The 14380-nt window shown below is 39.7% G+C and carries 8 protein-coding genes; all 8 read right to left on the bottom strand.

Annotation, left to right across the window (positions count from 1 at the left end):
- Positions 1-211 precede the first annotated feature (211 nt).
- Entirely contained in the window at positions 212-2173 is a 1962-nt protein-coding gene (locus FFJ24_RS16965) for a c-type cytochrome (protein WP_138818333.1), read from the bottom strand.
- A gap of 11 nt (positions 2174-2184) precedes the next feature.
- Complete coding sequence (locus FFJ24_RS16970) at positions 2185-3588, bottom strand: DUF1080 domain-containing protein (RefSeq protein WP_138818334.1); 1404 nt, start codon at positions 3586-3588, stop codon at positions 2185-2187.
- A gap of 141 nt (positions 3589-3729) precedes the next feature.
- Entirely contained in the window at positions 3730-6018 is a 2289-nt protein-coding gene (locus FFJ24_RS16975) for a GH92 family glycosyl hydrolase (RefSeq protein WP_138818335.1), read from the bottom strand.
- 39 nt (positions 6019-6057) lie between these two features.
- A complete protein-coding gene (locus tag FFJ24_RS16980) occupies positions 6058-6729 on the bottom strand; it encodes a basic secretory protein-like protein (protein ID WP_138818336.1) in 672 nt (223 codons plus the stop codon).
- Positions 6730-7222: 493 nt separating this feature from the next.
- Positions 7223-8203, bottom strand: coding sequence for a basic secretory protein-like protein (locus tag FFJ24_RS16985; protein ID WP_138818337.1), 981 nt, complete (start codon positions 8201-8203; stop codon positions 7223-7225).
- Positions 8204-8280: 77 nt separating this feature from the next.
- Positions 8281-9252, bottom strand: coding sequence for a hypothetical protein (locus FFJ24_RS16990; protein ID WP_138818338.1), 972 nt, complete (start codon positions 9250-9252; stop codon positions 8281-8283).
- 58 nt (positions 9253-9310) lie between these two features.
- Positions 9311-11143, bottom strand: a complete 1833-nt coding sequence (locus FFJ24_RS16995) for a RagB/SusD family nutrient uptake outer membrane protein (protein ID WP_138818339.1) — start codon at positions 11141-11143, stop codon at positions 9311-9313.
- A gap of 10 nt (positions 11144-11153) precedes the next feature.
- Positions 11154-14357, bottom strand: coding sequence for a TonB-dependent receptor (locus FFJ24_RS17000; protein WP_246862640.1), 3204 nt, complete (start codon positions 14355-14357; stop codon positions 11154-11156).
- Positions 14358-14380: the final 23 nt, after the last annotated feature.

The raw sequence follows: 14380 nt of genomic DNA on the forward strand, positions 1-14380 counted from the left end.
GCAATAGTGGAATCCCCATTTCTTTTCTAAGCATTTTGTCATCCTTGAGCATAGTCGAAGGATCTTTTCATTTAATAGACCCTGAAATAAATTCAGGGTGACGCTTCAATTAAAAATTTCTGTTCATCTAACCCCCCACACCAACACACTTCATTTTCTTATAAAACAAAAAACGGCTGGTATTTCTACCAACCGTTTCCTAACAATCAACTTATTTATTTAAAGAGTTTATCCAGGCTGCAATTTTTAACGCTTCAGCTTTGGTTACTTGCGGCATCGGAGGCATTTCTGTTGAATAACCCGGCCAGTTTTGCGGTTGCGGATTATGGATCAACTGAAATATTTTCTCTGGTGAATATTTACGTTTTGCAATTTCTACGAATGGTGGGCCAATTTGTCTTTTGGTTTGATTATGGCAAGCCAGACAAGTATTTTTAGTTAACAAACCCTCAACTTCTTTAAAGGTAGGTGCCTTGGCTATAGCAGCTGGTTTAGCAGGAGTTGCCGTTCCCTTTGCTTCAGGCGCTTTTCCAGTTACTGCCTTTGGTGCAACTGTTTTCTTAGCAGGAGCGTTTACAGGTGTTGCTGAGTTTTTAGTACTCACTTCGCTCGCAGAAAGTTTATTGCCATCAGGAATCTGATTCAAGGTATAATAAGCTACCGGGTGAACTAAAGAGTAAAAGCCATCTTGAGATCTTAAACCATCTAATGTTAAAGTATGGATATAATATTGACGAAGATTTTGTACAATGATTCTTGCTTTTAAACCGTCTGCCGAAACTTTAACCCCGGAGATTTTTAATTTCTCTGTGTTTACAGGAGGTGAACCATATACAGGGTGATATTTGTAAATAAAGCTTTCTGCATTGTAAGAAGCCAGGTCTTCTGCCGACTTACGGTCAACAGGCATAGTAAACTCCACTTCAAAACCATCAGGCATTGCCCTAACGGCTTTCATTTCGAAAGGCGTTTTATTATTGTATACCAATCTTTCCAAACCCTCGTTGGCATCACCTGCCGATCCCCAGCCACGGTTGGTTTCGCCCACAAATAATGATCCATCAGTACCCCACTCTAACCTTAACACACCCGAACGGAAACCTTTACGGAAAAGGAAGGCAGCCCCCTGTTCTTCACCTTTTACAGTTTCCATGAAAATCCTGGAAATGATGCTCATCCCCTGATCACCAACCAGAATCTGGCCTGCAAATGGCCCAAAAGTATTGGCTGGAATTTTAACAGGTTCTGCAGATGAGATACCCAAAATACCATAAGGCAACCAAACTGATGGTAAACGCAGCTCTGGAAATACCTTTTTCATTTCAAACAAAGTTTTGAAAGTTTCGTTTACCCTGTTTTCCGGTTTAATATATCTGCCCTGTTCGTTTTTAATACGGCGTTCATCCATTTGAGAATAGAAGAAATCGGACTGTAGTTTAACCGGAGAATTTGGCAGGTTAGTCCACCTTAAACTGGCCGGATGCCCCATAAAATCACCTTTATTTACTTTCCATAAACCACCTGAACCTACCCAGTCGCCCTGGTTTTCGGTATAATAAAACTGACCATCAATACTGCCAATACCCGCTGGTGAACGGAAACCAGCAGCATAAGGGCTCATTTTACCATCTTCGGTAATGTTCATGGCCCAACCACGCATGGGTACACGACTTTCTGCACGCCACCATTCTTCATCGCCAAAGGCTACGTTTCCGGTAACCATAAAAGTACCATCAGGCATTAATTTCGGACCAAAACTATATTCATGGTAGTGACCGCTTAAAGGCCATGCATAAATGGTTTCGTACACATCGGCTTTGCCATCCTGATCTTTATCGGTCAATTTGGTTAATTCGCCGCGTTGCGCTACGTAGATTGCACCATTTTTATAGGCAATGCCCAAAATTTCGTGCAAACCATAGGCAAATCTGCGCCAGTAGGGTTTAGCACTTGTGGGGTTTTCTACGATGTACACTTCTCCTCTACGGGTAGATACGCCTAAATCGCCATTTGGTAAAGTAACCAGACCGCCAACTTCTAAAATCGGGCCTTCGGGTACGCGTACTTTATTTATCCTGAAAAAATCTTCTTCTTTCGGTGTTTCTTGTGCAAAAACTGTAGTAAAGCTAAAACTTAATGCCAGTATTGCTAATTTTTTAAATGTATTTCTCATTACTATCACAATTAAAACAAAATGGTATAATTCAACTTACTTCCAATGGCTGCAATTATTTCCCATTTGCCATCAATATTTCTAATAACCGGTTTTGCGGTGCCTTCACCAAGCTGTATGTAATACGCTTTATCATCAATTAAATACAAACCTTTGCCAGCTTCTTCAATGTTTGAAGCAGTAGCCAAAAGGAAATACAAATCTTTTGATGGTTTATCAACAGTAATCTCTCGGGTTAAGCCTTGTCCATTCTCCATTACTTTTATCGCATCGGTAACATTTGTTCCGTTAATGATGTACTTAAACTCCGGACGGTCTTGTTTATCCATTACATAACCCTTGGTTTTAAAACCAGTGCCAACCGTGTCTGCAATCCAATTAGCCTGATCGTTTGCTAACTTTGATATAGCCAGAACAGGTTTTTTAGTGAAACGGGTAACACTGCCCAAAGCACGTGAGGTACCGTTTCCGCGGCCATCCCACATTGGTGTAGCATCAATAAAATCACCATGCCATCCCTGTAATAATGTACCATTATCTAAATCGTAGCTATAAGCAACCTTTTCCGGTCCACCTACCGAAATAGCGTGTACCGAACGTACTCGTGGTGCAATATCTACAAAACTTCTGATCATATTGTTGCTTGCTGCTTCAATATATATAGGATCTGCACCGTCATTTTGGTTTGGTTTTGGAATTTCGGATAGTTCAGTGATTTGGATATTTCTGAACGCTACCGAACCATGATCGCCTTGCAAACGTAAAGGTCCTTTTGCTTTTTCAGCTCCTGCAGCGCCTCTGGTTGCACCAAATAATTCAACATTTTCATGAATCAGCACACCATTTAGTTCTGCACTGACGATTTTAGCATTTTGTGTTTTTTTTCCTGAGGCATCAAATTTTGGTGCCTGGAAGATAATTTTAATGTGCTGCCATAAACCTGGTGCCTTGCTTGCGTTCTGACGGGGAGCAACACCACCAAATCCTTTATCGGCTTCGGGTTTGCTATCATCCCAGCGTTGGTAAATACCGCCATTGTTTGATGATGTGGCATTTTTCAATCCCCATGCATCGTCAATCTGGATCTCGTAATTACCTTGAAGATAAATACCGGAATTTGTTCCTTTTGCAGTTAAATAATCTAATTCTACAGCTACATCACCATATTCATTTATGGTGTATAAATCAGATCCGGCTTTTTTTGCTGTAGATTGGTTAACCAAAATCCCTTCGCCTTTTGTTGTTTTTAAAACATTTTCGGTGTTTAGGTCGGCCACTACATTTTGTGCCAATGACCATGAATTTGATGGGTTTTTAAAGGCTGAAAGATCTTTTAGATCGATACGCTGGCCAAATGCCAACAGGGTTCCGCAAAACCAGAAAATGGCTGTAAAACCCGTCTTTGAGATGTTCATATATTTGATTTATTAGTTTAAGGCATATTGAGGCCAATTATTACTTTAAAAATGAGACTGTATCATAAAGTGTAAACCTAAATCTGTCCTTAGGCAGGCTCAGGATGACAATTATATTTTATGATGCAGTCTTTATCTTCTCTATTTTTCTGTTGATAATGAATAAGGGAAATCAGCTGGATTTGAACCTCTGGTTTTATTCGGCGTTGCGGTCATATTAAAATTTAACACTGCACCTTTTTGCAGACCACTATGGCTGATCCAGTTTTTAGAATATGGTTTACCATTCATCTGTAGCGACTGAACATAACGGTTGTTATCGCTATTGGCTGCTGCATTAATTACAACCGTTTTACCATTTTCTAAAGTAATGGTTACCTTTTTAAACAAAGGAGCGCCTAAAACATACTGATCAACTGCTGGTGTTACCGGGTAAAATCCCATTGCCGAAAAAACATACCAGGCAGAAGTTTGCCCGTTATCTTCATCACCACAATATCCATCCGGAGTAGCTTTGTACATCCTGTTCATGGTTTCTCTTACCCAATATTGTGTCTTATATGGCGCACCACCATAGTTATACAGGTAAATCATGTGTTGAATCGGTTGGTTACCATGTGCGTACTGGCCCATGTTTGCAATCTGCATTTCGCGGATCTCGTGGATTACTCCACCATAAGCGCTCTCATCAAATACCGGAGGCATAGAGAAAACCGAATCTAATTTGGTTACAAACGAATTATGTCCACCCATTAATCTGGCCAAACCATCAATATCCTGAAAAACAGACCAAGTATAGTGCCAGCTATTGCCTTCGGTAAACGCACCACCCCATTTAAACGGACTGAATGGACTTTGGAAAGTTCCATCCTGATTTTTACCACGCATTAAACCAGAAGCAGGATCGAAAAGATTTTTATAGTTCATGGCTCTCTTCTTATAAATATCGATTTCCGAAGCCGGTTTACCTAAAGCTCTTCCCAATTGGTAAATGGTAAAGTCATCATAAGCATATTCTAATGTTTTAGCTGCATTTTCATTCTTTTTTACATCGAAAGGTACGTAACCCAATTCGTTGTAATATTTAACACCATCGCGGCCAACGGCTTCCATCGGCCCCTCGTTATTTGCCCCGTGTTTTAAAGCCTGCCACAATGTTTCGATGTCGTAGCCACGCATACCTTTAATGTAAGCATCAGAAACTACCGAAGCAGAGTTGTTACCCACCATAATGTTGGCATAACCCGGGCTGCTCCACTCAGGCAACCAGCCACCTTCTTTAAAATCGTTGATTAAGCCTTGTTGCATTTCCTTATTGATGGAAGGATAAACCAGGTTTAGGAAAGGATATAATGCCCTAAACGTGTCCCAGAAACCTGTACCGGCGAACATATAACCTGGTAAAACCTGCCCGTTATAAGGGCTCCAGTGTACGATCTGGTTTTGTGCATCAATTTCATATAATTTATTTGGAAAGAACAAAGTGCGGTACATGGCCGAATAAAAAGTACGGGCCTGATCAATGGTACCACCTTCAACCGAAATTTTGCTCAAAGTTTTGTTCCAGGTTGCCCTGCCTTTTGCTTTTGTTGCATCGAAACCATCGCTGGCCACTTCTCTTTTTAAGTTAAGATCAGCCTGTTCGAAGCTAATGAAAGAAGAAGCAACTTTAGCAGTTACCTGCTCGCCTTTTTGTGTAGCAAAACCAATAACGGCTCCGGCATGATCTACCGTTAACTCTAAATCTTTGTCGTTCAGTTTTTTATCATCCCAGGTTTTAGCCAACTTGAAATCTTTATTGAAATAGATTACAAAGTAGTTTTTGAAATTTTTAGGCAATGGACCACGTGCATATTTGGTGGTATAACCGATAATTTTTCTTTCTGCAGGAATAATTTTGATATAAGAACCTTTATTCTGTGCATCTACAACTACATAAGCACTATCCGTTTTAGGGAAAGTAAACCTGAACTGTGCGGCTCTTTCTGTTGGGGTAATTTCGGTGGTTACATTAGCATCTGCCAAATAAACACTGTAATAATATGGCTTTGCAACCTCTGCTTTATGGCTGAACCAACTTGCACGGTCATCATCAGTAAATCTTAATTTGCCAGTAACGGGCATAATAGAAAAAGCGCCGTAATCGTTCATCCAGGGCGAAGGCTGATGCGTTTGTTTAAAGCCACGGATTTTGTCGGCATCATAAACATAGGCCCATCCATCTCCGTTTTTACCGGTTTGTGGCGACCACATGTTCATTCCCCATGGCAATCCGATTGCCGGGTAGGTATTTCCATTTGATAGATCTGGTTTCGAAGCTGTTCCCATCAATGGGTTAATCCAATCTACCGGATCTGTGATTTTACCAATTGTTTGCGCGAAACTGGTTGATGCCGCGACACTCAATAAGGCGATAAATAATCTTTTCATTTGTTGTGTTTGTGTTTTTTATATGCTTGTATTTATTTTTTAAACTTCAGAATTTTTAACATAATCTTCCCAAAGCGCATCCAAATCTTTACCGGTTAATTTTGTCCAGATATCTTTAGTATAAGTATGATCTCTTAAAGAAGCATCAACGGTTTTAATAATCCCAGGTTTTATACTTTTTTCCATCCAGGCAAAAAATGCAGCAGTAATACGGTAGCTATTTTTATAACTATGATCTGGTTTTAAAGCAGGTAAAGACCATTTAGCGCCTGCATTATCTACACCGAATTTATAACGGGCATAATCCGCAATACCTTCTGTTAACCAACCTGGCCCAACGCTCCGACCATAATCCTGCACAATGTGCATTACTTCGTGGGTAACCACATCAATATCTTCGGGATGTTTAATCATCCAGATAGAACTGAAGGTTACTTTTCCATCAGCAGTCGCGGCAACGCCATCATAAGCTGTATCAACAAAAAACTTTACCACTTTAATGGTTGATGGATTGTATTCTTTTGCCAGTTTTGGATAAACATCAAAAAAGGTCTTAATTAAGCGCTTTTTCAATTGTGGATCCAGCGCCGCAAAATTGCTTTCGAAAGATAAAGTGTAACCGCTCTTTTTGGTAATTTCCTGTGCTTTTGATTGCAATGAAAACGTGGAAACAAACATTACGAAAATTGAAAGAATAGCTGTTTTTTTCATTTATCTGTGTTATTATTATTTTGGTTAGCCATGTTTAGTTCTGCAAAATAAATATAATATGTAAAACGTTTTAGTAAATGATCAAAAATTTTACTTTAGTGATGGTTATTTTTACATAACAGCGGTTGTCGTTTCGGCCGGAGTGCAACGGAATCGAAAACCCGAAAGCTCTGCGAAGCTAAATCTGTTTTGATAGATCTCTCCACTTCGCGTTGCTCCGATCGAGATGACTACCTTTTTTTTAGAGTATGTCAATGGTAGAAGTTAGGATTTTTCAATACATCGGAGTGTTGATGACAGATATACAAGGGACGTCATTTTTACCGCAGTGCAGAAATCTTTTAACATAGTTCAAAGATTTCTCCATTTCGCTGCGCTTCAGTCGAAATGACGTCGATTTTTTAAATCTGTCATTGATAGCGGAGTCGAAGGATTTCCATTCCACTGCGGTTCATCTGATAGGCTATCGGATCGTTCTGTGTAGATAAATTTCTTATTCTTTACTGCTATAAGTAAGGTTTACTTTTTGTGGTTCCTTACCATAATCAGCCCAAAGCTGATCTAAGGTCTTTCCGGTTAGGTCTGTCCATGATTCTTGTGTGTATTGATGCGCTCTTAGTTGCTTATCTAACGCAGCAATTAAACCAGGTTTTACATTCTGTTCTAACCAGGCAAAAAATCGCGCAGTGATCCTGTAACTATTGGTGTAACTCTGTTTCTCATTGTAGGCTGGCAAACTCCATTTTGATCCTACATTATCAACCCCATATTTATAGCGCACATAATCCGCAATGCCTTCAGTTAGCCAAACCGGGCCGGCACTATAGCCATAACCCTGCACAATATGCATGGTTTCGTGTGTTACCACATCAATATCGGTTGGGTGTGCTTTCATGTAACCAGCACTAAATAAAATTCTGTTTCCGCTTGCTTCTGCAACTGCTTTATAAGCTGTATCTACCACAAAAAGCACATCGTGTGTAGATTTCTCGTTAAATGTTTTAACTAAAGTTGGATAGATTTCGAAATAAGTGGCAATTAACTTCTTCCTTACCATTGGATCTAAATCCGGGTCTTTACTGATAAATGTTAATTCATAACCTTTATGTTTTTCTTTACTGTAAGAAACCCAGTTTTTTGAAAGTGCGGTAAATAGTTCCTTTTGGATTCTCTTTTGCGATTTATTTTTAACCCATTGACTGTTTACTTTAATTTCTCCGGCTTTAGCTTGTATTGTTGGTGTTTCTTCCGTTACTAAATCTAACACTACATTTCTTTTGGTACGGTATCCATCTGCCTGGGCAAATTTTGGGTAAACCTGAAAAAAAGCGGCCTTAAGTTTAGCATTAATCAAGGCATTTGTTATACTGTCTTTGTTATTGATGGTAATTTTATATTCTCTTTCTCTGTTTTGAGCAACAGTAGTACCTGCTAAGAATGATGCCAATGCGAGGACTAAAATTTTCTTAATCATTTGGTTTTATATATGTGTTTTTGATAAAAAGTAAAGATCCAGGGCTGTTATCCTGAATCTTTCATCGTAATTAAATCTTAATAGTTTATGTTAGGAAAATCGGTTTTAGCCTTCGCCAGCATTGGGGCCCAGTCTGCTCCTTTTTCGTCCTTTGGTCCAAAAGCCGTTAATGCCAGCGGTGCCAGATCTGATTTTGCTGCACCGCTCCAAAAATGAATAAATTCACCAAAATTCATTTTCCGGGTATATTGTTGATAGCTTTTACCTTGTACAATGAGTTGTTGTTTAGGAAATTGTTGAGACAATAAGGTAAAGAAACCATTTAAAACCTTTGCTTTACCATAGTTATCATAAATTGGAAGAAACCAATTTTTGAACCATTGTGTTCCTGCTTTAGGGTAACTGTCAGTAACAGTCATCATTTTATTGTACCAACGTTGCGCATCGTCGGTTCTGTTTAAGCCTAAATACACATCGTATTGATAAATCTCCATCCACTTACTATCATGCCAGATATCGAAAGCCGGCGATTCTTTTACTCCTTTTGATGCTCCTTCTACAATGTGACCGATTTCGTGGGTAGACAAATCAATATCATTATCAATGCCGGTAGTCCAGGCATCGAGACTGCTGGCACCGCAATCGGTTACGTTTCTATAATCATGCCCTGCATCCAGATAAGTACCCGGATGACCTCCGCTATATTTACCTGCATGATAAATTACAAATAAGCGGCTATCCTCTCCAAACTTGCCGTAAGTTTTTTTGGTATAGTTCCAGGCTTCTGCCATGTATGTTTTTGGCCAGGCAATAATTGGTTTAACATCGCCATCGTAGTAAACCACTACACTGGTATCATAATAAACCCGGTTCAGCAATTGCACATGCTCAAACCAATGCTCTTTCCATGTTTTAGGTGGCGCATCTGGTGTATCTACACTTTCTACCAACGGCGGCGCGGGCTTTACGGTTTCTACTGGTGCTTTTTTACTGTTGCAAGCTAATACAGCAAATAGTACAATTGCGGATAACGATAAAATATTTTTCATAGCGCTAGTATTAATGTTAAAAAAAAGCACCGGGTGAAACACCCGGTGCCATAAGTATTTACCAGCCTGTATTTTGTACAATTACAGGAACTTTTTGAATTTCGCCATTTGGTATAGGCCATAAATAATGTTTCTTTTGGAAAACCCTGTTTTCGGTAACCACAGGTGTAAAAAATCCTGGTGCATTTTGGGTAATGTTTAAACCCTTGATCTGCGTATCGGTCGTTTCTGCAATTTTCCACTCCCTGGTATAGAAATAGCGGTCTAGTTCAAAAGCCAGTTCAACACGTCTTTCTCTGCGGATAGCATCTCTCATATCGGTTGGTACAGGTAATGCGCCAGCGCCACTTCCGTAAGGTGCTATACCCGCTCTAACACGGATCTTGTTCAAATAAATCAAGATATCAGGATCTGAAGGACTCGACTCCTGCAGAGCTTCAATATAATCCAAATAGATCTCAGCTAATCTGATCATGGTAAAAATAGGTCTACCTTCTGTCCAACCCGCAACAGTTAAATGCTTTCTTGAAGTATAACCTGTTTTAGTATAATCGTTATTGGCAATAGCATTTTTGCCGGCATTACCATTAAATTCAAAACTGGTGATAATATTTGATGATGGATTGATCCACTTACGCCCGCTATACGTAATATTTGCATAAAAACGAGGCTCGCGATTAACATACATATTGCTAATTGTCCTTGGTCCATCCTGATCGTTCGGATCTGGCGCCTGATAAGCCGAGGTACCACTTGCAGTATAAGTCGGATCATTTTCAATTGGTAATCCATTTGCTGTAAAATAAGCATCTACCAGTTGTTGCGAAGGAGACAAGAAAGACCCGCCTTTGTCGCCACCGGAAGCTCCGTTGTGATTTGGTGCCAATGAATATTGATAAAGCGTAACATCACCTCCCCTGCCAAAAATAATTTCTGAGTTCCAACCGTTCAAAAACACATCTCTTGTAGCAATGAAAGCCCTGTTAAAAACATTATCCGGCAAACCAGCAGGGGTAGCAGTAACATTATAAAGTGCATAATTTGCATAACGGGAGTTGGTTAAAAATGCTTTTGCAGCAGTTGCCACTTTTGTCCATTTTGCAACATCAGCAGTTTGGCTGATTAATTGTTTACCATCCTGGTTTTTAAGACTGGCATAATCGGTGTTTCCATTAAATAATGGACGTGCAGCGGTTAATAATGCTTTTATTTTGTAGGCATCAGCAACTGAAGCAGTGATATGTCCGTAATCCTGGCTCGCTTGTGGCGTTGCGGGTAAACGCGAGCTTGCTGCCTCTAATTCACTTACGATATAATCGATACATTCATCCATTGAATTACGCGGCTTACTGATTTCCGGTAGTGGGGCGTCAGATGCGATTGGATCATTGCCCAATAAAATTACAGGGCCATACTGCCTCACTAAATAATAGTAATAAATGGCTCTTAAAGCCCTGGCTTCGCTATAGTAACGGTTAACAATATCAATTCCGCCAATGTTACAATCGGTACACCTGTTAATATTTGCCATAAAAGAACTGGCAGATTGTATTCCCTGATAAAACCTTTGCCAATGGTAGTTTACCGCGCCACTGGTTGCATCCCATGCACCCGAATTTACGTTTTCGCTAAAGTTTGGCAAGGTGTAATCCGCCTCATCAGAAGCAGCTGTCCACGGACCAATGTTTCCACCTGCTGATGGTGAGCGGTCCTGATCCTGATCAGGAAGTGTAGAATAAACGTTTGCCAATGCCTGATCAACAGTAGACTTTTTTTCATACATCTGATCGAAGGTTAGCCTATCATCAGGTACTTGATTTAAAAATTTCTTACAGCCATAATTACCAACGATCAGTAATGCGCCAACTGTATATATCAATATTTTTTTCATTCTTTTTATTTTAAAAATTAGCGGTAAGACCTAAAGAATAATTAGAGGTTAGTGGGTACCGTGTACCGTTATTAGTACCAAGTTCAGGATCCCAAAGCTTAAACTTGCTAATGGTAAACACATTATAACCTGTTGCATAGACCCTTAAGCGTTTAACGCCAATAGATTTTATACCTTCCTTAAGTGTGTAACCCAAATCTGCGTTTTTTAACCTCAGGAAGCTGATGTCGCGTTTCCACCAGGTACTCGATTGATAGTTGTTGTTATTCGTGCCACCATAAGATAAACGAGGATAAACTGCATCCTGACGAGGATTTGTTGGTGTCCAGCGATCTGCAGCTACGGCGAGCATATTACCCAAACCACCCGAGTTGGCGAATGAAGGAATATTTAAAATAACATCAGCATTGTCCTGTCCCTGGAAGAACAAACCAAAATCGAAGTTTTTGTAAGTTAACGAGAAACCGAAACCATAGGTTGTGCTAGGAATATCACCCCTACCGATTATCGTCTGATCAAATGAATCGATTTTACCATCACCATTTAAATCTTTATACTTGATATCTCCTGGCATTAGCGTACCAAATTGTGTTGGACTTGCATTGATCTCTGCCTGGCTATCGAATAACTTTTCGGCAATATAACCAACACGTGTGGCAGCTAAAACATTATAACCGCGTTGCTCCATCCAGGGATAAGGTTTCGGCGCCTGATCATTCTCGATTACTTTATCTTTATTGTAAGTAAAGTTAGCTCTTAAATTAAGCGACCAATCTTTACCGAATTGTGTATCATATTGGATGGTACCATCTATACCTTTGTTATCAACAATACCTAGGTTACCAATTGGTGTATTGGCCAAACCGATATAATTCGGTACTGTACCCCTACTGATAAATTGGTTTTTTCTTCTTTCTTTATAAAAATCGACGATTAACGATAAGTTGTTATTCAACGTTTTTAATTCAAAACCCAAATCCTGTTTACGTGTTTCCGCCCAGGTTACATCTACACCATAAGCCGTTACACCTAAACCGTTCGTTCCAAGATTTCCATTTTGGCCAAAAGTATAATCACCCGCATCCCCAACTTTAGTCAAATAATAGAATCGTTGCCCTTCGTTATCTGCATAACTATTGCCACTGCCTCCACTACCCACAATACCGTCAGAATAACGGAATTTGACCATCTGGATAGCATTTTTAAGCGGTTCGAAAAATTTCTCACTCGAAAGCAACCATCCCAGTCCAACAGCCGGGAAAAATCCATAACGTTTATTTGGAGCAAAGTTTTCTGAACCATTATAACCCATGTTAAATTCAAAGAAATACTTATTATCGTAAGCATAAGTAGCACGACTTACTAAACCTTGTAAGCGGTAAGGAAGTGATAGTGTTAGGTTAGGTGCAGAAGCTTTAGTATTATCATTTTGATTATACAACAATAAGCCGCTTACAGCATGTTTGCCAAAGGTACGGTTATAGTTAACAGCTCCTTCAAAGTACATTTTCTTGTCACCACCATTATCATAGTTGTAGTTTAAAAAGTCTTGTCCCTGTAAAACTAAACCATATTTATAACCTGAATTTGGATCTCCCGGAGTGATGTAAGGATCGCTGGGGTTAATCCTGTACAAGCTCTCTCTTTTCGTCCTGTTAATTCCGTTGGTATTATTCACATCAAAAGAAAACATGGTGGTAACCGACAAACCAGGTGTTACTTCTTTTAAATCCTGTGTTAAACGGATATTTGAATACAACTGGTTAGTGTAACTGGTTCTATATCCATTTCTCGTAACATCACCATAAGGGTTACGCTGATCGGCTTGCGGGCTGATGCCGGGTAAACTGCCATTTGGATAAAGCACTGGAAAAGAGGTAGGGTTAATTAAAAAGGCCTGACTGAAAATATCCTGTGCAAGCAAGTTACTTGGATAATTATTTTGCCCCAAAATACCCTTGATCCCTAAATCTAACTTGGTGGTACCGGTAATATCCCAGTTTAAGTTTGCACTAACATTATAGCGGCCATAGTTTTGTTTAACAGCAGAATTTACAGCTTCATCGGTTTTAAATAAACCATCTTCACCATAATAACCTAATGATACATAATATTTTGCATTGCTTACACCACCCGACAGGTTGGCCGTTGCTGATCTGTTTCTACCAAAATCGTTATAAATGGCATCAAACCAGTTTACATTCGGGTAAAGAATCGGATCGGTACCGGCAGCAGTTTTTTGAACCGCATCTATCGAGTATGCTGGTGTGAATGCACCTGCAGCTCCTCCTCTCAAATAATCAGAGTATTTGGCCTCATTAGCTAAGTTCATGTAATTAACACCGTCAATCAATTGTGGTCTTTTGGTGAAACGGCTTATCCCTTCGTAATATTCTACGTTAATTCTCGGTGAACCGGTTTTTCCTTGTTTCGTATTGATCAAGATTACACCGTTTGCACCACGGATACCATATACCGCTGTGGCAGCTGCATCTTTCAGTACAGTGAAGTTTTCTACATCGTAAACACTGATATCATTTAAGTTACGGTTAGGAACACCATCAATAATCACAAGCGGGCTTCTATCGCCAGATGACAATGAAGATATACCGCGGATGAAGATATCTGATCCGGTTGCACCTGGCTCGCCATTCCTTGATACATTAATTACACCAGGGATACGACCTGCCAATAATTGACTCATACTGGAAACCGGTTGTTTCAAATCTGCAACGTTTACCGATGACTGTGCACCTACTAAACTTTCCTTTTTCTGCACACCGAAACCTACAATGGCAACTTCCTGTAAATCAGAACCTGTTGTTTCCTTTAAACGGATATCCAATGTGGTTTGGGTACCAACTGTAATTTCTTTGGTATCATAACCAACATAAGTTATAATCAAAACTGTATTTTGATCAGGAACGGTAATGGTAAAAGCTCCGTTTACATCTGCAGCTGCACTGGTAGAACTACCTTTCACCTTAACACCTGCTCCAGGTAGTGGCAAACCTGCCTCATCTTTAATGATACCACGTATCACAATATCGGCCTTGGCTTTATTAACAGAAACCGAACTGTTTATATTAATCGCTGAAGCATTAGCTGTTGCGTAAAAACTACTGCTTAAAGCTAAAGTAAAAGCGATAGCCTTAAAAGCACAATCTTTAAGCCTGAGCCTGCCTCCAGTTAAATTTGTATTTTTTTTCATCATAAAATTCATTTGTTGTTAACAGA

It is taken from the genome of Pedobacter sp. KBS0701 (assembly GCF_005938645.2).
In the GTDB taxonomy this organism is placed as follows: domain Bacteria; phylum Bacteroidota; class Bacteroidia; order Sphingobacteriales; family Sphingobacteriaceae; genus Pedobacter.

Excerpts from the sequence above, each read along its gene's own strand:
- FFJ24_RS16965 (WP_138818333.1), bottom strand. The coding sequence starts at position 2,173 with ATGAGAAATACATTTAAAAAATTAGCAATACTGGCATTAAGTTTTAGC.
- FFJ24_RS16970 (WP_138818334.1), bottom strand. The coding sequence starts at position 3,588 with ATGAACATCTCAAAGACGGGTTTTACAGCCATTTTCTGGTTTTGCGGA.
- FFJ24_RS16975 (WP_138818335.1), bottom strand. The coding sequence starts at position 6,018 with ATGAAAAGATTATTTATCGCCTTATTGAGTGTCGCGGCATCAACCAGT.
- FFJ24_RS16980 (WP_138818336.1), bottom strand. The coding sequence starts at position 6,729 with ATGAAAAAAACAGCTATTCTTTCAATTTTCGTAATGTTTGTTTCCACG.
- FFJ24_RS16985 (WP_138818337.1), bottom strand. The coding sequence starts at position 8,203 with ATGATTAAGAAAATTTTAGTCCTCGCATTGGCATCATTCTTAGCAGGT.
- FFJ24_RS16990 (WP_138818338.1), bottom strand. The coding sequence starts at position 9,252 with ATGAAAAATATTTTATCGTTATCCGCAATTGTACTATTTGCTGTATTA.
- FFJ24_RS16995 (WP_138818339.1), bottom strand. The coding sequence starts at position 11,143 with ATGAAAAAAATATTGATATATACAGTTGGCGCATTACTGATCGTTGGT.
- FFJ24_RS17000 (WP_246862640.1), bottom strand. The coding sequence starts at position 14,357 with ATGATGAAAAAAAATACAAATTTAACTGGAGGCAGGCTCAGGCTTAAA.